This window comes from Aeromonas sp. OTU364 (assembly GCF_038440395.1).
Taxonomy (GTDB): domain Bacteria; phylum Pseudomonadota; class Gammaproteobacteria; order Enterobacterales; family Aeromonadaceae; genus Aeromonas.
This window is the reverse complement of the sequence record NZ_JASATR010000010.1, coordinates 128,448-145,956: the sequence shown is the minus strand read 5'-3', so window position 1 is coordinate 145,956 and position 17,509 is coordinate 128,448. Positions and strand designations below refer to the sequence as shown.

Annotated in this window: 16 protein-coding genes and 1 pseudogene; 9 read left to right on the top strand and 8 right to left on the bottom strand. The window is 62.6% G+C overall.

What is annotated here, in order from left to right; all coding sequences use genetic code 11:
• Positions 1–301: 301 nt before the first annotated feature.
• The 3 genes from AAHB08_RS12080 to AAHB08_RS12070 form a co-directional block, all read right to left on the bottom strand.
• Positions 302–1,348, bottom strand: a complete 1,047-nt coding sequence (locus AAHB08_RS12080; protein ID WP_342059049.1) for an NAD(P)H-dependent flavin oxidoreductase — start codon at positions 1,346–1,348, stop codon at positions 302–304.
• Complete coding sequence (locus AAHB08_RS12075) at positions 1,345–1,626, bottom strand: helix-hairpin-helix domain-containing protein (protein ID WP_342059048.1); 282 nt, start codon at positions 1,624–1,626, stop codon at positions 1,345–1,347. Before AAHB08_RS12075 ends, AAHB08_RS12080 begins: the two co-directional genes overlap by 4 nt.
• A 70-nt stretch (positions 1,627–1,696) precedes the next feature.
• On the bottom strand, positions 1,697–2,338 hold the full coding sequence (locus AAHB08_RS12070; RefSeq protein WP_342059047.1) for a ribonuclease T2 family protein: 642 nt from the start codon (positions 2,336–2,338) through the stop codon (positions 1,697–1,699).
• A gap of 236 nt (positions 2,339–2,574) precedes the next feature.
• On the opposite strand from AAHB08_RS12070, the gene AAHB08_RS12065 reads away from it, so the two are divergent.
• Positions 2,575–3,135, top strand: a complete 561-nt coding sequence (locus AAHB08_RS12065) for a gamma carbonic anhydrase family protein (RefSeq protein ID WP_342059046.1) — start codon at positions 2,575–2,577, stop codon at positions 3,133–3,135.
• An 83-nt stretch (positions 3,136–3,218) separates the two neighbouring features.
• Here the strand turns inward: AAHB08_RS12065 and AAHB08_RS12060 are convergent, their stop codons facing one another.
• Together AAHB08_RS12060 and AAHB08_RS12055 are read right to left on the bottom strand one after the other, a co-directional pair.
• A complete protein-coding gene (locus AAHB08_RS12060) occupies positions 3,219–5,114 on the bottom strand; it encodes a PhoX family protein (protein ID WP_342059045.1) in 1,896 nt (631 codons plus the stop codon).
• 190 nt (positions 5,115–5,304) lie between these two features.
• A complete protein-coding gene (locus AAHB08_RS12055) occupies positions 5,305–6,219 on the bottom strand; it encodes an SAM hydrolase/SAM-dependent halogenase family protein (RefSeq protein ID WP_342059044.1) in 915 nt (304 codons plus the stop codon).
• A 166-nt stretch (positions 6,220–6,385) separates the two neighbouring features.
• Here AAHB08_RS12055 and AAHB08_RS12050 point away from each other — a divergent pair, with 166 nt between their 5' ends.
• Positions 6,386–6,895 (top strand): hypothetical protein, encoded by a 510-nt coding sequence (locus AAHB08_RS12050; RefSeq protein ID WP_342059043.1) that lies wholly within the window; start codon positions 6,386–6,388, stop codon positions 6,893–6,895.
• A 10-nt stretch (positions 6,896–6,905) separates the two neighbouring features.
• On the opposite strand, the gene AAHB08_RS12045 is transcribed toward AAHB08_RS12050, so the two are convergent.
• Positions 6,906–8,141 carry an MFS transporter gene (locus AAHB08_RS12045; protein ID WP_446699525.1) on the bottom strand — a complete coding sequence of 412 codons (1,236 nt, stop codon included), beginning with the start codon at positions 8,139–8,141 and terminating at the stop codon, positions 6,906–6,908.
• Positions 8,142–8,377: 236 nt separating this feature from the next.
• On the opposite strand from AAHB08_RS12045, the gene AAHB08_RS12040 reads away from it, so the two are divergent.
• The 7 genes from AAHB08_RS12040 to AAHB08_RS12010 all read left to right on the top strand — a co-directional run bounded on the left by AAHB08_RS12040 (position 8,378) and on the right by AAHB08_RS12010 (position 15,719).
• The gene (locus AAHB08_RS12040) at positions 8,378–9,295 is read left to right on the top strand and encodes a LysR family transcriptional regulator (protein WP_342059041.1); all 918 of its coding nucleotides are present in this window, start codon (positions 8,378–8,380) and stop codon (positions 9,293–9,295) included.
• A gap of 125 nt (positions 9,296–9,420) precedes the next feature.
• Positions 9,421–10,056: a CsgG/HfaB family protein gene (locus tag AAHB08_RS12035; protein ID WP_241672849.1), complete on the top strand. Its 636-nt coding sequence runs from the start codon at positions 9,421–9,423 to the stop codon at positions 10,054–10,056.
• Positions 10,057–10,067: 11 nt separating this feature from the next.
• Positions 10,068–10,427, top strand: coding sequence for a DUF4810 domain-containing protein (locus AAHB08_RS12030; protein WP_342059040.1), 360 nt, complete (start codon positions 10,068–10,070; stop codon positions 10,425–10,427).
• Positions 10,424–11,077: a DUF799 domain-containing protein gene (locus tag AAHB08_RS12025; RefSeq protein ID WP_342059039.1), complete on the top strand. Its 654-nt coding sequence runs from the start codon at positions 10,424–10,426 to the stop codon at positions 11,075–11,077. The genes AAHB08_RS12030 and AAHB08_RS12025 overlap by 4 nt, the downstream gene beginning before the upstream one ends.
• Positions 11,078–11,344: 267 nt before the next feature.
• Positions 11,345–12,799 carry a GGDEF domain-containing protein gene (locus AAHB08_RS12020; RefSeq protein WP_342059038.1) on the top strand — a complete coding sequence of 485 codons (1,455 nt, stop codon included), beginning with the start codon at positions 11,345–11,347 and terminating at the stop codon, positions 12,797–12,799.
• A gap of 129 nt (positions 12,800–12,928) precedes the next feature.
• On the top strand, positions 12,929–14,182 hold the full coding sequence (locus AAHB08_RS12015; RefSeq protein WP_342059037.1) for a DEAD/DEAH box helicase: 1,254 nt from the start codon (positions 12,929–12,931) through the stop codon (positions 14,180–14,182).
• A 217-nt stretch (positions 14,183–14,399) separates the two neighbouring features.
• Positions 14,400–15,719: a ferredoxin reductase family protein gene (locus tag AAHB08_RS12010; RefSeq protein ID WP_342059036.1), complete on the top strand. Its 1,320-nt coding sequence runs from the start codon at positions 14,400–14,402 to the stop codon at positions 15,717–15,719.
• Between the two features lie 93 nt (positions 15,720–15,812).
• Here the strand turns inward: AAHB08_RS12010 and AAHB08_RS21150 are convergent.
• Both AAHB08_RS21150 and AAHB08_RS12005 read right to left on the bottom strand, forming a co-directional pair.
• Positions 15,813–15,890 (bottom strand): annotated as a pseudogene (locus tag AAHB08_RS21150) (subclass B2 metallo-beta-lactamase); the annotation flags it as partial.
• 434 nt (positions 15,891–16,324) lie between these two features.
• Positions 16,325–17,419: a hypothetical protein gene (locus AAHB08_RS12005; RefSeq protein ID WP_342059035.1), complete on the bottom strand. Its 1,095-nt coding sequence runs from the start codon at positions 17,417–17,419 to the stop codon at positions 16,325–16,327.
• Positions 17,420–17,509: the final 90 nt, after the last annotated feature.

Here is a 17,509-nt window from a genome sequence, read left to right as displayed (position 1 = left end):
CTTTTCGAGGTTATCGACTTGGCTTTCTGCGTTGCCGCTTGCCCTGTCGATGTGGCGCATTATAGAGACATTGATCACATTGGCAAGCACTGACTGCAATAAAATTGCAAAAAAAGGCCACTTATTAGTTATTCATATCAAAACACAGCTTTTATACACACTTATCCACAGGCGACCGTTAAAAAGGGCTCTGATTGATGCTCTGCACTCCCCCACCACGGCAGGATCTCGACGCCATCCAGGCCAGAAGCCGGTGCCTGTAGGGACATCTATATAAAGGAAAGCTGCAGAAGAGAGGCCATCAGGCCAGATCGGCTTCGGCGGCCCAGGCTGCGATCAGCTCGGCGGCGGCCAGGGAGCGACAACCCGAGACATTCTGTCCGGCCCAGAGCGGCGAGAAGCCGCTGTCACCGACCTTTTCAGCAGCGGCGCGCAACGGGGCCACTGCGCCGCTGGCATGGGGGAAGTCAGGAGGCAGCGCCGAGAGAGGGCCAAGCTCCCGCATCAAGCGATTCACTATCCCCCGCGCCGGACGGCCGCTGAACAGATTGGTCAGTGCGGTGTGCCGGCCATGGGCCCCCTGCAGCGCCGCACGGTGCAGGGGCGAGGTCGTCGCCTCGTGACAACAGAGGAATGCCGTTCCCATCTGGACTGCGCTGGCCCCCAGCGCCAGGGCGGCCCTGATCCCCTTGCCATCGACTATGCCCCCGGCGGCGATGACAGGCAGATCCACTGCCGCCACTATCTGTGGCAACAGCGTGAAGGTGCCCTGTTGCAGACCGAGATCCTGACTCAGGAAATGGCCGCGATGCCCTCCCGCCTCCAGCCCCTGAGCTATGATGGCATCGGCGCCATGGTGCGCCAGCCACTGCGCTTCCGCCACCGTGGTGGCGCTGGCAAAGATGCTTGCCCCCATGGCCTTCATCCGGGTCAGCAACCCGGGCGCCGGCAGGCCGAAGTGAAAGCTGACCACGGCAGGTCTGAACTCGCCAAGCAGAGCGGCATGCTCCGCATTGAAGGGGGCGCGGCCGGGCGCCGTCGTCACGGCTCTGGCATCCACCCCGAACTCGGCATAGTAGGGAGCCAGCGCCTCTCGCCAGCGGTGCTCTTCGGCCGGATCAGGCTCACTCTGTCGATGGCAGAAGAAGTTGATGTTGAAGGGGCCTGGGCCACTGGCCACCAGCTGTTCCAGCGCCTTGCGCAGCTCGGCCGTGCCGAGCATGGCCGCCGGCAAGGATCCCAGGGCACCCGCCCCCGTCACCGCCATGGTCAGCTCAGCGTTCTGCACCCCGGCCATGGGCGCCTGGATGATTGGGTAGCGCATCCCCAGATCGGCAAACAGGCTCATGCGCCGTCCTCTCCTTCTGCGGCGGAGGCGGCCATCTGACTGCGCGCCAGCGCTATGGCACCGTCTATGGCCCCTCTGGCCTGCGGGCTGTTCTGCCAGCAGGTCGCGCCCAGCATGCTGGCCACCAGCCGGACTATGTGGCCGCTATCGGCCTCGGCCAGCTCACTCAGGCTGTGGTAGCCCAGCTGTTCGAGCCGCCCGATGACGGTGGGGCCCACCCCTTTCACCCCGAGCAACAGGCTGCGCTCCCGTGCCGAAAACAGTTTCACGTCGGTCATTGCAGAGCTCCTTTCCGATGACTGCAGTTGCACATCAGGTCCCCAAGAGGCCTGATGAAGATAACGAGGGTCAGCGCACGCTGCGCAGCAGGAAGTCCGGCTGGCCGCAGGAGCGGCGCTCCCGCTTTTGCATCTCGTCCGAGCAGGGGACGGCATCCGTCCCTTCCTTGTTGATGCAGATGTAGATCTCCCGCAGGAAACGCCCGCCGTCGGCGCAGGCCACCGTGATGGTATCGGGGGCAAGCCAGTGGTTGGCTGCGGCCAGATCCGCCTTGAGCTGGAAGGCACTCTTGCGCAGCGGTTCGACCGGGGATTGGTAGGCCGCCGGGACCCGCACCTTCTGGCGCAGATCGCTGGCCAGTTGATGGAATGCCTCCTGACTCAGGCCGGAGCAGGTGCCGTGCTTCTCCCACTCATGACCATAGAGGAAGCGGCTGGGGTAAAGACCGGCAAACGCCTGCTCCATGGCGGGATCCAGCCGCTCGCGGGTACAGCTGCCGGGATAGCCGCGCTGGTACTGGGGCCAGAGTCCGTGCAGCACGAAGCCCAACTGGCGGCTGCACTGCTCTCGATCGGCCGGCTTGATGGCGCAGTGCTCCGGTGACCAGGAGAGCGCCAGGGCGTAGTAGTCAAACTCACCTGGCCGCCCCTTGGCCTGAGCGGCCTGGGCACACAGCAAGAACGCCGCCAGGAGCAGCATCATCTTCTTCATGTCATCGTCTCCGTCATCGCAGTCAGGCCGCCCCCTTCTGGCGAGGAACACGCCCGTTTGTCAGGCCCCATGCTCCCATACAAGGGAGTCAAAGAACAACCATGCCAAATGCCCTTACCAAGAGTGGGTCAGACCAGTAAAGGGTTCCCCCACCCGGATCAGAGGCGTAAGCTGACTCTCCGGCGAGCCTCTGCGTCCCGCCATTTTCCCCGATTTCATCAGCAACAGGACATGCCATGATCCGCAAGAATCCCTCCGGTCACCTTCCCGTCATCCACGAATCCGCCTACATCGACAAGACCGCCATCATCTGCGGCAAGGTGATCATCAAGGAGAATGTGTTTGTCGGCCCCTACGCCGTGATCCGTGCCGACGAGGTGGATGAGAGCGGCGACATGGAGCCCATCGTCATCGGTGCCAACTCCAACATTCAGGACGGCGTGGTAATCCACTCCAAGTCCGGTGCCGCCGTCACCATAGGCGAATACAGCTCCATCGCCCACCGCAGCATAGTGCACGGCCCCTGCGAGGTGGGTAACCGGGTCTTCATCGGCTTCAACAGCGTGCTGTTCAACTGCCACATAGGCGAAGGATCCGTGGTGCGTCACAACTCGGTGATCGACGGCTGCGATCTGCCCCCCGGTTTCTATGTGCCCTCTACCACCCGCATCAACCAGCAGAGCGATCTGGCCCAGATCCCCCGCGTGACCGTGGATGCCACCGAATTCTCCGAAGACGTGGCCCACACCAACATCGACCTGGTCAGGGGCTACAAGGCGCTCTCCAACGAGTTCTGAGTTCGCCTTGCGCCATCGAAAAAGCCGCCCGAGGGCGGCTTTCTCTTTTCTGACATTATCTCTGCTTATATAAGCCTGCCGACTCAGGCCCCTATGATGCCGCCATCGTCCCGAGTGATGCGCAGCACGGCGGAGCGGGGAATGCTGGTGCCGCCGTCCGGGAAGTGGGAGGGGGCCAGCTCTTCGCCCGGGTGTTGCACCCCGACGAACATAGTGCGCCAGTCCGGGCTGAAGGTGAGGCCCGTGATCTCGCAGGCCACGGGGCCGGTCAGGAAGCGGCGCACCTCGCCGCTGGCGGGATCCGCACACAGCATCTGGTTGTTGCCCATGCCGGCAAACTGCTTCTCGTTGGAGTAGTCGCCGTCGGTCTGGATCCAGAGCCGCCCCGCCTCGTCGAAGCCGATGCCGTCAGGGCTGTTGAACATGTTGTCCGGGGTGATGTTGGCACTGCCCGCCATCAAGCCCTCTTTATGCACGCCGGGGTTGCCCGCCAGCAGGAAGAGATCCCACTCGAAGCGGTCGCTGCCGTGATCGCCCGCGGCAGGGCGCCAGCGGATGATCTGGCCATAGGGGTTCTCGGCCCTGGGGTTGGCACCGTCCAGGGGCTGGTTCTCCTTGATGCCGCGGTTCTTGTTGTTGGTCAGGGTGCAGTAGACCTCGGCACGGTGGGGATGCACGGCCACCCACTCGGGCCTGTCCATGGTGGTGGCGCCAAGCCGGGTCGCCGCTTCCCGGGCGAAGATGAGCACCTCCCCCTGATCGGCGAAGCCGTTCTCCTTGGTCAGGCCGTGCTGGCCGTGCACCAGGGGCAGCCACTGGCCGGTGCCTTTGAGCTCCCCCTCTTTGGCCTCGAAGCGGGCCACATAGAGGGTGCCCTCGTCCAGCAGCTCCCGGTTCGCGGGGTCATTGCCCGGCGCCACCCTGTTCTTCGAGACGAAGCGATAGATGTGCTCCCCCCGCTCGTCATCCCCGAGGTAGACCACGGCGCGGCCATCCTTGTTGACGGTAAAGGCCGCGTTCTCATGCTTGAAGCGGCCCAGCGCCGTGCGCTTCTTCGGGGTGGAGGCAGGATCCAGCGGATCGATTTCCACCACCCAGCCGAAGCGGTTAGGCTCCTGGGGGTGTTTGGCGAGATCGAAGCGCTCGTCGAACCTGTGCCAGCCAAAGCCCGCGTCCTCGGCGGCCAGGCCGTAGCGGGCGGCGCGCTGGTCCAGCACCGGCTTGCCCGCGCTGCCGAAGTAGCCGTTGAAGTTCTCCTCGCAGGTGAGGTAGGTGCCCCAGGGGGTCTGGCCATTGGAGCAGTTGTTGAAGGTGCCAAGGGCGGTGCGCCCCTCGGGATCGGCCTGGGTCTTGAGCAGGGCATGGCCCGCCGCCGGGCCGCTCAATGTCATGGGGGTGGTGGCGGTAATGCGGCGGTTGAGAGCCCCCTTGGGGTTGGCCTGCCACTTGCCATCTTTTCGCACCAGCTCCACCAGGGAGACCCCGTGGGCCGCCTGGGCCTTGGCGACGGCCTCGGCACTGAGCGCCTTGCCGCCATCCGCAAACAGGTATTCGTAGTTGGTGTATTCGTTGTTGACGGCGAGCAGGGCGCGATCCGGCCCCAGGGGGAAGAAGCTCATGCCGTCGTTGTTGTCGCCGAACTGGCGGGCCTGGGCCCTGGCGTCATTGCCCTGGGCAAAGGCGGGGGCATCGGCGAACAGGGCATCCCCCCAGGCGATCAGCACCTCGGCCTTGTAGCCGGGTGGCACCACTATGGTGTCGGCCACAGAGGCTGGCACGGCCTGGAAACCGAGCAGCGGCTGGGTGGCGGCGGCCACGGCGCGGGCCACCGGATTTGCGGCAAAAAACGCCACCATGCTGGCGGCGCCGACCCCCTTGAGGAAGCCCCGGCGGCTGAGGCCGGCCTCGATCAGGCGGTTGAACTCCGGCTCCTGCTCCCGGGGGTGGTTGGCACTGTCTCTCTCGTCAAAACGGCTCATCGGCTTTTCCTTGTTATCTCAGCGCAATCATTGCGTCATCACGGCGTCCGGCCACAGCATGGCGGCACTTTATTAAACGAAGATGACAACTGATGAGATAGCCGTCTGGCCCGGCAAGGCGCACCGCCCAGAACAAGGGGCGGTGGACACGAGTCCCACCGCCCCAGGAGAAGCATCGCTGATAGAGAGGCTAGCCCTGGCCGCACTTCTTCAGGCTGATATGCCAGCTGGCGCCGGACTGCACCTGATGTTTTGCAGCGAAGCTCTCCATGTTCAGGGCCACCGACACCTGCAGCAGGCTGTTGAGGTAGACCAGCGGCTGGCCCTCCGGCACATCGCCAAAGCTGCTGACGTAGGGGGCCTTGCCCTCGTATTTGAGCGCATCCCCTTCGCTTATCCTGATGCAGGCGTTGTCCCCCTTGTGGATCCCCGCCCTGGTCAGCAAGGTGTCGTCGATGTTGGTCCAGACGTTGCCGTACTGCACATCCAGAATGGGGATGGTGCCCTTCAAGGTGCCATCGGCCTCGGCCACCGCCGGCTGGTAGGGGATGGTCACCACCTCGGCGGGCAGTTTGGGCCCCACCTGCTCGAAGCTGATGGCGCCGGAGGCGAGCCGTGCTCCCGTGTAGGCGTAGACGTCGCGACCGTGGAAGGTGTAGGACTTCTCGGAGCCCTTGAGGCGATTGCGCTTCTCGTCGATCTGGCGCACGGTGTCGATGCCGAAGTGCTCCGCCACCAGGGTCAGGGTGCCGTTGTCCGGGCTGACGATGTAGTGGCCGCTCTTGGTCTTGAGCACCACGGACTTGCGATCCGTGCCCACACCGGGATCCACCACGCTCACGAAGACGGTGCCCTTGGGCCAGTAGTTGAGGGTCTGATAGAGGCGGTAGGAGGCCTCCCAGATGTTGTAGGCCGGGATCTCGTGGGTCAGATCCTGCAGCGGCAGGGTGCGGTCCACCCCGAAGGCGACCCCCTTCATGGCGGAGACGGCGCCATCCTTGAGGCCGAAATCGGTCTGGAACACCAGGGCCTCGCTGGCGAAGGCGCCAGCCCCCACCAGATAGAGGGCGAGCACGAGGGCGCGGGGAGCGGTACGAATATCCATATCAGGACTCCTTGTGAGGGATGCGACAGAGAAACAGAAATCTAGACGTCCAGAGTGCCATTTCATACCCCCTTTGCAACCCCTGATGCCCGAATGGGGGGAAAAGAGTCGCCAATCCGGCCCGCTCGGGTGTATCCATGGGCATTCGAAGGCAGGAGAGCACCACATGACAGTAGAGAAACGCGACACCATCTTACTGAGCCTGGGGGAGACCCAGAGCCGGGTGCAGATCACCGGGGCGGACGGCACCAGCCAGACCTTTTCGCTGACACTGGGGCTCGATGCCCTGACCCCGGGCCCCTTTCGCCGGGACCCGCCGAGCGCCCTGGAGCTGGAGCAGGCCATCCTGGTAGCGGAGGATCCGCCGAGCGCCCTGGAGCTGGAGCAGGCCATCATGGTGGTGGAGGATATGCTGATGCCCCTCGCGGCCCGGATCCCGCCCCACCCCGTGCTGCACCTGCACAGCCCCGTGCCCCTGGCCGAGGTGCTTGGCAACCGGGTGCAGAGCCGGGAGAACATAGAGCGGCTGTTCGGCCAGTTGGTTGCCATGGTGGAGGGGGATCCCCTGGCATCGGCCCAGTTGCCGAAGGATCGCCGTTTCGCCGCCGCCCTGCTGATCCTGCGGGAGTGGATGCACCATCTGGATGCCGGCAGCGTCGTCCTGGTCGATGGGTGATGTTCTCTCGTCAGGCAGCGGGCTCGAAGCGATGCCGTGACAGGGCCCAGGCCAGCCCAAGGCTGGTCAGCGTGCTGCCGACGAACAGCAGATCCAGCGCCGCCAGGAGGCCTGCACCGTCGCTCACCCAGCCCAGCAGCGCGGGCACCCAGTTCGCCACATAGGCGATCACATAGAAGAGGGAGAGCAGCCGCGCGTGGCTGGCCGGGGGGGCGATGCGATTGATCAGGGTGGCGCTGCCCACGAACACGGCCCCCTGGGCGTAACCCGCCACCAGCAGCCCGAGTCCCGCCAGCCAGCCTGGCAACCCGTGCACGGCGCCGGCAAACAGCAGCACGCAGAGCGCCAGGGCAAGGCAGCCACTTTGCAGGGTATGGCGGGCATCGAGGCGACGGGCCCAGAGCTGGCAAAGCCCGGAGAAGACCAGATAGGCCGCGACGAGATAGCCGAACAGCCCCAGATCCCTCATGCCCAGCAACTGACTCACCACCTTGGGGCCGATGGCCAGCAGACTGGCCGCCACTGCCCAGGCGGTGAAGAGCGCCAGGGCGCAGAGAAAGAACCCGGCCCCCGTGGCCCTGAGCCCCTCCCCCAGAGATCCCCCACCCGGCCCGCTCGGGGCGGCCGCCGTCGTCCTGGCGCCTCTTGGCCAGCTCAGCACCAGGCCCGCGATGGCGCAACTCGCCATCCCCAGGATCAGCAGGAAGGGCAAGGTGGTCGGATAGAAGTCCAGTTGCAGCGCCAGGCCGCTGAACACGGGACCGAGGGCCAGCCCGGCGGTGAAGGAGAGGGTGGCGCTCAGGGCCGCCCGCTTGCCGCCATCCTGGGGGCCAAAGCGCAGCAGCGCCACGTTGGCGGCGCCGGTCAGGCTGCCCGTGCCAATCCCGGCCAGGACCCGCCCCAGCAGCAGGGACCAGAAGCTGTCGGCCAGGGAGAAGAGCAGGGCTCCGCCCCCGACCGCCAGCAGGGCAGGCAGGATCAGGATGCGCAGATCCGCCACCCTTCCCGCCAGGTTGCCCACCCCGAACAGGGCGATCAGCACGCCCCCCGCATAGCCGCCATAGATGAGGCTGAGGCCAAGATCGCTCAGGGCCAGCGCCGCCTGGTAATGGGGATAGAGCGGGGTGGGCACGCTGCTGTTGAGCAGGGCCGACATCAGGGCCAGGGACAAAAACCCGAGCAGGCGGGGGCGAACATCGACCTCGCTGCCGTGGGCAGCAGTTGGGGCGCAGGGGGATGACATCAAGACTCCAATCACAGACAGGGGAAGCGCTATCGGGAGCGACATCATAGCGATCCCGTCCGCCCCGGGCTGCGGCAGTTCTGCATCATGGCGATTCAAATTTGCATCACCTTGGCAGTTGCGCTCCATCCCTTGAGTGGCCCCAGAGAGCGGGATCGGGCGGCCCCTTGTGCTGCCGCCCCCTCTGGCATCTAATACACCGGCGCCAATCGGGCGTCCTGCTTGAGCGAGGAGCAAGCATGATCAACTGGGATGACGCCCGCTTCTTTCTGGCCCTGGCACGGCGGGGCAGCCTGCGCCGGGCCGGCCTCGAACTCGGGGTCGATCAGGCCACCGTCGGGCGACGGGTCGGCCTCTTCGAGCAGCAGCTGGGGGCCAAGCTGTTTATCCGCACCCCCAGGCACTATCGGCTCAGCCCCCTGGGGGAGGCGCTCTTGCCCCAGGCACAGGCCATGGCGCAGGCGGCCCTGGCCATGGATCGCGCGGCCAGCCTGGGGGAGCTGGAGGGGGAGATCTGCATCGCCACCACGGACACCCTGGCCCAGGGCTTCGTGTTGCCGGCCTTCAGCCTGCTGCGCCAGCGCCACCCCGGCATCCGCCTCAAGCTGCTGACCGCGGTCAGCGTGAGCGACATCCCCAATCAGGAGGCGGACCTCGCCATTCGCAGCGTGCGCCCCGAGCAGGGAGATCTGGTGGTCAAACGGCTCGCCACCATCAGGATGGGGCTCTACGCCTCCTCCGACTACCTGGCCCGCCGCGGCACGCCCCGCTCGGGTCAGTCGCTGCAACAGCACGACCTGCTGCTCTTTCCCAGGGAGCTGGTGGCCCGCCACTGGCTGAGCCTGTGCGGTGAACCCCTCCATGAGCCCAATGTGGTGCTGCAGAGCAACGCCCAGCTGGTGCTGATGGGGGCGGCCCGCCAGGGGCTCGGCATCGCCCTGCTCTCCACCTTCCTCGCCGAGGAGGATCCGGGCCTGGTGCGCCTGCTGCCTGACCAGCACGACCCCATCGACATCTGGATGGTGCTGCACCCGGATGTGCAGAAGACGGGGCGGATGCGCGCCCTGGTGGCGGCCCTGGAGGAGGTGTTCCAGCGCCATCAGGATAACCAGCCCCCCTCAATCCTCGCCACGCCAGCCCAAACGCACACTGATTGAGCGGCTATGCCCCCCATTCGGGGCACTTTATTCGCAGCGAACAATGTTAGAGTCCGCCGTTGTTTTTTCCTTAAATAACGGGACGTTACATGAAGAAGTTTGTTGTTTCATCTGGTGTCATTTTGATGGCGGGATTGTTGACAGCTTGTGCGAGCGAGTCGTCGCGCTCCCTGGAAGTGCCCAAGGTCGCCTCTTATCAGAGCCACTATCAGGGCACTCGCAGCCCCATTGCCGTCGGCAAGTTTGATAACCGCTCCAGCTACATGCGTGGCATCTTCTCCGACGGCGTGGACCGACTGGGCAGCCAGGCGAAAACCGTGCTGATCACCCATCTGCAACAGACCGGCCGCTTCAGCGTGCTGGATCGCGACAACATGGAAGAGATCAAGGCGGAAGCCGGGATCAAGCAACAGGCCCAGCAGCTCAAGGGCGCCGACTATGTGGTCACAGGTGACGTCACCGAGTTTGGTCGCAAGGAAGTCGGCGATCATCAGCTGTTTGGCATCCTGGGCCGCGGCAAGTCCCAGATCGCCTACGCCAAGGTCAACCTCAACATAGTCAACGTCACCACCTCTGAAGTGGTCTTCTCTTCCCAGGGCGCCGGGGAGTACGAGCTCTCCAACCGCGAAATCGTCGGCTTCGGCGGCACCGCCAGCTACGACTCCACCCTCAACGGCAAGGTGTTGGATCTCGCCATCCGGGAAGCCGTCAACAACCTGGTGAGCGGCATCGAGACCGGCGCCTGGCGTCCGGCCCAATAAGGAGAGACGAGATGACCATGTCCAAGCTTTCCCTGCTGCTGGCCAGCGGCCTGCTGCTGAGTGCCTGTGCCCAGGCGCCAAAGACGCTCTACAACTGGGATCAATACCAGGGGGTGGTTTACCAGCACATGCAGGGTGACGACACCGGGGTTGAAGCCCAGATAGACGCGCTGGAGAAAAACCAGCAAGAGGCCAGCGCCAAGGGTCAGACGGTGCCGCCCGGCTTCCACGCTCACCTGGGCATGCTCTATGCCCAGCTCGGCAAGGATGCGCAGACCCGCGAGCAGTTTGAGACCGAGAAACGTCTCTTCCCTGAATCGGCACCCTTCATGAACTTCCTGATGTCCAACCAGAAGGGGGCGACCCAATGACACTGCGCACTTTCCTTGCCCTGACACTGGGCACCCTGCTGCTGAGCGGCTGCGCAAAGGGCCCCGGCTACGACTACGGCAATTTCAAGGAGAGCAGACCGACCTCCATCCTGGTGCTGCCACCGGTGAATCACTCGCCTGATATCAAGGCGGGGGCCAGCCTGCAGTCCCAGATCACCTACCCGCTCGCCGAGTCCGGCTATTACGTGCTGCCGGTAGCGGTCACCAACGAGACCTTCCGGCAGAACGGGGTGACCGAGCCGACGGACATTCATGCCCTGCCCATCAAGAAGCTCCACGAGATCTACGGTGCCGATACCGCCCTGTACCTCGACATCAAGGACTATGGCACCAGCTATCTGGTCATCTCCAGCGAGACTGTGGTCACCGCCAGCGCCCGTCTGGTGGATCTGCGCACCGGCAAGCTGCTGTGGGAAGGCAGTGCCAGCGCCAGCAGTGCCGAACAGCAGAGCAATTCGGGGGGCGGCCTCATCGGCATGCTGGTGGTGGCTGTCGTCAATCAGATTGCCAACACCATCACCGACAAGGGCCATGAAATTGCCGGGATCACCAGCTTCAGGCTGCTCAGCGCCGACATGCCCAACGGCATTCTCCATGGCCCCTACTCGCCGAAGTCCCAGACAAGATAAGGCGCCGCACCGCCGTACGACAGAGGGCGTCATGCCCTCTGATTGCCCCCATCCCCGCCAGTTTGCCTCCCCCGGCCACCGAAGCTGGGTGTGACCGTCTATCTTGTTGATATTGGCGGTTCATTTCTCGTGTACTGGTTGTCCAGGCCCCCCAATTTCGTCTGGTGATGCCAGGCAAAATCAGTTACAAGAAAGTCCTCTGTCACCACCCGGGAGCGTTATGGCATGGCGGGATCACTGTTGCGCACCCTGCCCCGCAGGTGGCTGATGCGATTCGCACTCCTCTGCCTGGCGCTGGCGGGGCTGGGGCTGGTGTTCAACTACACCTACCTCAGCATCAGGCACGACATGCAGCTCATCACCGCCAAACAGCCGAACCTGTTCGAGGTGTTCTATCAGCGGGCCCGCGTGCTGGCGCCAGAGAAACTGGCCCGATTCATCGACAACAGCAGCATCAAGACGCCCATCTTCAGCGAGAACGGGGATGCGACTGCCTATGCCTATGGCTATGATCTCGCCACCCTGGCTCGCCTGGCGGTCATCCCCATACTGCCGCCCGCCAACCAGATGCTCACCGCCTACCAATATGTGCTCTCCTACCCCGAGGTCCTCAACCTCTACGCCCTCTATAACGATCGTCGCATGCTTGGCATGGTGACGGACAAACGGATGCTTCCGAACCAGTTGCAGCCGGTCAACACCAACCTCAATGACATCGAGCCCTGGACCCACTATTTCGGCTGTGCCTTCTTCGCAGCCACCCATGTGCCCTGCAGCACGGATGAGGCCTGGGTATCGGACATCTACACCGACACCTTCACCGGGTTGAAGAACATCACCCTCTACTTCCCCTTTGTCTTCTACGATTCCGCCTTAGCGGACTACCGCTATGGCCTGACGGGCATAGACATCGCCATCGACGAGGCCTTCAAGGATGTGTTTCACCCCTTCGAGGGGCTCAATCCGACTCGCACCGTCATCTCTTTCGAGGAGGTCGAACCCTGCCGCCCCTTGCATCTCTGCCTGAATACCCGCTTCATGCAGACCAAGGCCGGCAACGACCTCTTTCTCAAGTGGTCATACAGCTACGGCGATGCCGTCCGGGCCGTGCTCTATGGCCCGGCCTTCAAACTCTATCTGATCGCCCTGCTGCTGTTGATGCTGACGGGTCGGGGCATCTACAGTCGCCTGCGTACCCTGGCACTGACCGATCACCTGACCCGGCTGCCGAGACGGGACATCCTGGATCAGGGCCTGCTGCAGGAGCACGACTACCTGATGCTGCTGGACATAGACAACTTCAAGTCCATCAACGATACCCATGGTCACGGGGTGGGAGATCTGGCCCTCGCCGCCTTCGCCCGTCATCTGACGACCAATATGCGCAAGGGGGACAAGGCCATTCGCTGGGGGGGCGAGGAGTTCATCGTCCTCTACAAGGGGCTCAACGACGAGGCCAGCATGCACCAGACGGTGGCCCGCCTGCTGGCATCACAGCTGGTGATCCCGGAACTGCCCGCCCCCATCACCTTCTCGGCGGGCATCATCCGCATCCGCGATTACCTGACGGTCGCCGAGGCCACCGATCTGGCCGATGCGCTGCTCTACCACGTCAAGCAGCATGGCAAGCACAACATCGCCTTCTACTCTGGGCAAAGCATCGGGCTCATCAGACCCCTCGAGATGCGGGGCCAACCGGCAAAATCCAGGGAGCCAGGCTGACCCTGCCAGCGGCGCCTTCCCATGGAGCCGCAATCGCCTTCTGCTCCGGGGGGCGCTTCTGCTACCATCCCGGCCACTATCATTGTTTCCGTCACGGCCCTGGCCGCGATAACCCCACACTGGTGCCCTATGTCCATTGCCTCCTTTGCCGAACTGGCCCTCTCCCCCCGCCTGCAACAGACCTTGCGCGAGCTGGGTTATGCCGCGCCGACCCCCATTCAGGCCAGCGCCATCCCCCTGATTCTCGCGGGGCGGGACCTGATGGCGGGGGCCCAGACCGGCACCGGCAAGACCGCCGCCTTCGTGCTGCCGCTGCTGGAGCAACTGATGCAGCAGCCAGCAAGCGATGCCCCGCGCCCCATCCGTGCCCTGGTGCTGGTGCCAACCCGCGAGCTGGCGGTGCAGGTCGCCGAGAGTGTGGCGCGCTACGGTCAGGGCACAGGCCTCACCAGCGCCCTGGTCTACGGCGGGGTCAGCATTGCCGCCCAGGTGGAGGCGCTGAAAGATGGGGTGGATCTGCTCATCGCCACCCCGGGCCGCTTGCTCGATCACCTTCGCCAGGGGGCCCTGAGCCTTGAAAGCCTTGGCCATCTGGTGTTCGACGAGGCGGACCGCATGCTCGACATGGGCTTTATGGACGAGATAAAGGCCCTGCTCAGACAGATACCGGCGGATCGCCAGACCCTGCTGTTTTCGGCCACCTGCGACGACAACCTCTTTGCCTTGAGCCGAGTGCTCTTGCGCGACCCGGCACTGATCGAGGTGGCACCACGCAACACCACGGCCGCCGAGGTGGAGCAGCGGGTCTATGCGGTGGATGGGGATCGCAAGCTGGCGCTGGTCGAACACATGCTGACCGTGAAGGGCTGGGCACCGGCCCTGATCTTCAGCCGCACCCGCCAGGGGGCGGACAAGCTGGCCCAGCAGCTCGGCAAGGCGGGCATCAATGCGCTCGCCTTCCACGGCGATCTGTCGCAAAGCGCCCGGGAGAAGGTGTTGCTGGAGTTTCGCGCCGGCACCCTGCAGGCCCTGGTCGCCACCGACGTGGCGGCTCGCGGCCTCGATATCAGCGAGCTCAACCATGTGATCAACCTGGAGTTCCCCCATCAGCCTGAGGATTACGTCCACCGCATAGGTCGCACCGGCCGCGCCGGCAACAAGGGGCTCGCCGTGACCCTGTTCAGCCCGGAAGATGCGCCCCTGCTGGAGAAGGTCGAAGCCGTGCTCGACACCCGCTTGCCACAGCAGTGGTTCCCGGGCTTTGAGCCGGATCTCACCCGCTTCGACCCCGAGCCCCGCCGCAGCGGCAAGGGGGCCCAGAAGCAGAAGGCCAGAAAGCAGGCCCTCGCGGGCAACAAGGGCGGCAAGGGGCGCAAGCCCTGATACCGGGATCCTGCGGGGAGCTCGGCCATGCGGGCCCTCCGCTTTCTCACTATCCTGGTTCGGATGAAGGGTTGGCTTCCGTTCTTCGACCGTGCTCCTTCCTGAGCCCTCCTGTTCAACCCTCTTCCTCTGACCCGGCGACCCTTTGCCACAACCTGCTACAAAAGAGGTAGTAAAGGGGCACACTCTTGCCACAAAGGGGGCGTGCAATGGAGGCATGGACAAGGAGGACATCATGAAACCCGCATCCCTCGTCTGGGCCCTGCCCCTGACTCTCACCCTGCTCTGGCTCGCAAGCCTCACCCAGTGGCCCGCCAGCTTCTGGCCCTGGCGCCACGAGCTGCTGATCCTGACCGGCCTGCTTGGCCTCGGCGCCATGACACTCTCTCTGCTGCTCGCCCTGCGCCTGCCGAGGCTAGAGGCCTGGTGCGGCGGGCTGGATCGCATGTTGCACCTGCATCGCAGCAGTGCCCTCTGGGCCACCGGCACCCTGATGGCTCACTGGCTGCTGGTGGAGGCCCCCAAGTGGGCCGTCACCGCCGACTGGCTGACCCGACCGGCGCGCCGCGGTGCTGGTGCTGGTGCTGGTGCTGGTGCTGGTGCTGGTGCTGGCAACGATGCCCTCTGGCACAGCCTCGGCAATACCCTGGGGGAATGGGGTTTCTATCTGCTGCTGGCCCTGGTGGTGGTGAGCCTGCTTGCGGTGGTGCGCTACGAGCGCTTCAAGGTTGTTCACCGGCTGGCCCCGGTCATCTATCTGATGGGCTGGCTGCACGGACTCTGCCTGCTGCCGCCCATCGGCGCCCTGACCCCGGTCGGCCTGACCCTGCTCATCGGCGGCGGGGTGGGTGCCCTGGGGGCGCTCTACTCCCTGTTTGGCCGGGTGGGCCGGGACGCGCGCCACCAGGGAAGGGTCAGCACCCTCACCCCCCTGGACGCACGCACCCTGGAGATCCGGGTCGCCCTGGCCTCTCCCCTGCACGGCTATCGCCCCGGGCAGTTCGCCTTCTTTGACTTCGCAGGGCGCGGCGAGCCTCACCCCTACACCCTGGTCGATGTCTCGGCAGACTGCCGCACCCTGACCCTGTCGGTGCGCGCCCTCGGGGATCACACCCGCTGGCTGCACCGCCACCTCAGGGTCGGCGATGCCGTCACCGTGACCGGCCCCTATGGTGCCTTCGCCCTGCCAGATCCGGCCCCCGCACTCTGGGTGGGCGCCGGTATCGGCATCACCCCCTTCGTCGCCCGGCTGGAGGCCCTGGTACGCCGTGGCGAGACACGCCCGGGCACCACCTTGCTGCAATGCGCCCCCAACGCCGAGGCCGCCCCCTATCACGTTCATCTGGCCGAGCTGTGCCGCCGGGCCGGGGTCGACTACCGGCTGCACCTGGAGTCCGATCGCGGTCGACTGGATCTGGCCGCCCTGGGTGAACGCCAGCACACCCCGGTGTGGTTCTGCGGCCCCGAGCCCATGGCCCAGACCCTGGATGCCCATCTGGCCACCCCGCTGCACCGGGAGCTGTTTCGCTTCCGTTGACGGATCAGCCCGGCGCATTCAGCCATTGGCCTGATATTAGGGGAACTGGGAGACAGGCGGGCACGGGCCCCCTTGAGTGGAACAGGCCTCCGTCGCCCGCACGCTGCCGCCCCAGAAACTCGCCACCAGTATCAAGGCCCCTGCCAACCCGTATTTGATCCAGGATTTCATCCTCTGCTCCCCTCTCTTCAACCCCTCGCCATCCCTGTGGCAAGCAGGTCCATTTATCAGTGGGCAGAAGATAGAAGGGATATGTGAGGGAAAGATGAGGCTGTGTGAAGCCAAGGTGAAGTCTGGGGAAAGTCGGAGAGATCAGCAGCGAGTCACGACAAACATGGCGGTTGGCAATGCGGGGAAAAGAGTTCTCAAGGCTCAGTCCATGCCATCACCGCCTTGATGTAGGGACGATTAGCGTAGCGTAATCGTCCGTTCACCGCGAATATCCTGATAGCAAGAGAAGCAGGAAACCCTGAACATCAGCGTCACCTCAACCCCCTTACTTTCGCGATCGTCCGAATACGCTTCGCTATTCGAACCTACGGCCTTTAGTTATTCGAATAGCTGACAATTTATAAAAAAATATAGCAACCTCACACAAGATGATTTCATGGGTTATTCCTCCAATATGAGGCCACCACTGGCCCCGCCCATTCTGGCATTAAAAGGTCATTAAAAAGGCAATAAAAATTGTTAGGGGTTTGAGAGTGCTTGCGAGGGAATCTCCAAGCTTTTTTTAGCATTTCCTCATAAATACCCAATCCACCATCATCAAACATCATTATTTTAAAATCTGGTCTGTTTATAGAAAGCTCTTTTATTTCCTTCATAAACTCATTTTTTTCATCTATTACTATATTCTCTAAGTCCCTAGCATAGCGATATATTCTATTATGGTATGACGATACCCTTGCAGAGGTTGCAGCCGTAGTTACCCCCATACCCAATGGGGCATAAACCTTTCCATTTACTTCTATTGGAATGTTGATACCATTGCGTCTCATCGTGCCAATGCCAGAATCTGTCAAAGGCTCATCCCTAGCTAATCCAATCACACCTTTCATTTCATAGAGACCAGCTTCTTCAGGCCAGTTACGAATAAATGTTTTTATTAATTCCTGTTGTGAAAATAACTCAGGTTCAATGCCTTTATTGTGATTTTTCACATCAATAAAAAGAACTACGTCATTATATACCCTTAGAAATAAAATCCACTCTGAACGTTCTGAATACTGTTCAGTAGGAGCGACCGCATTACATGGTAGGTGTAGGTGATGAATTCCCCAATCAGCCCATAACATGTCTGTTCTTTTATTCTTTTTTTTACTGCTAGTATCATTGAAAAGTGTCAATGATTTACTTTGATATGGATTTACATCACCACCTGCAATAAACAATTCCTCTATTCGCTTTAGGCCTTTCTCTGCCTCTTTCGGAATAAAGGCTGGGAATTTATCTGATTTATATACATACCTTGTTGCATTTGGTATATAACGCAAAATGAAATCACACCATCTAAGCAAAGGATTATGTAAATTTTCAGGTGCAGTTTTATCATATGATAGACCGAATGCGTCAATTGCCTTTTCCGCAATCTCATCAACTTCCTTCACAAAGTAGATATTGTCAGATGCTCTTGTCATATTTAAACCATTGCAATGAGAAATAATTTCAAGACTTATAGTAAGCTGTGCTCCAACCATTTACTAGCTTAGATCTTATCCCAATAAGGTTCGTAATCTGCGTGGTTATGATTTCACTCAATAAATAAACCCACCCGCATAACGGATGGG

Coding starts and splice junctions, on each gene's coding strand:
- AAHB08_RS12025 (WP_342059039.1), top strand. CDS start 10,424: ATGACACTGCGCACTTTCCTTGCCCTGACACTGGGCACCCTGCTGCTG.
- AAHB08_RS12075 (WP_342059048.1), bottom strand. CDS start 1,626: ATGACCGACGTGAAACTGTTTTCGGCACGGGAGCGCAGCCTGTTGCTC.
- AAHB08_RS12030 (WP_342059040.1), top strand. CDS start 10,068: ATGACCATGTCCAAGCTTTCCCTGCTGCTGGCCAGCGGCCTGCTGCTG.
- AAHB08_RS12040 (WP_342059041.1), top strand. CDS start 8,378: ATGATCAACTGGGATGACGCCCGCTTCTTTCTGGCCCTGGCACGGCGG.
- AAHB08_RS12035 (WP_241672849.1), top strand. CDS start 9,421: ATGGCGGGATTGTTGACAGCTTGTGCGAGCGAGTCGTCGCGCTCCCTG.
- AAHB08_RS12055 (WP_342059044.1), bottom strand. CDS start 6,219: ATGGATATTCGTACCGCTCCCCGCGCCCTCGTGCTCGCCCTCTATCTG.
- AAHB08_RS12070 (WP_342059047.1), bottom strand. CDS start 2,338: ATGAAGAAGATGATGCTGCTCCTGGCGGCGTTCTTGCTGTGTGCCCAG.
- AAHB08_RS12015 (WP_342059037.1), top strand. CDS start 12,929: ATGTCCATTGCCTCCTTTGCCGAACTGGCCCTCTCCCCCCGCCTGCAA.
- AAHB08_RS12050 (WP_342059043.1), top strand. CDS start 6,386: ATGACAGTAGAGAAACGCGACACCATCTTACTGAGCCTGGGGGAGACC.
- AAHB08_RS12080 (WP_342059049.1), bottom strand. CDS start 1,348: ATGAGCCTGTTTGCCGATCTGGGGATGCGCTACCCAATCATCCAGGCG.
- AAHB08_RS12060 (WP_342059045.1), bottom strand. CDS start 5,114: ATGAGCCGTTTTGACGAGAGAGACAGTGCCAACCACCCCCGGGAGCAG.
- AAHB08_RS12005 (WP_342059035.1), bottom strand. CDS start 17,419: ATGGTTGGAGCACAGCTTACTATAAGTCTTGAAATTATTTCTCATTGC.
- AAHB08_RS12010 (WP_342059036.1), top strand. CDS start 14,400: ATGGACAAGGAGGACATCATGAAACCCGCATCCCTCGTCTGGGCCCTG.
- AAHB08_RS12020 (WP_342059038.1), top strand. CDS start 11,345: ATGCGATTCGCACTCCTCTGCCTGGCGCTGGCGGGGCTGGGGCTGGTG.
- AAHB08_RS12065 (WP_342059046.1), top strand. CDS start 2,575: ATGATCCGCAAGAATCCCTCCGGTCACCTTCCCGTCATCCACGAATCC.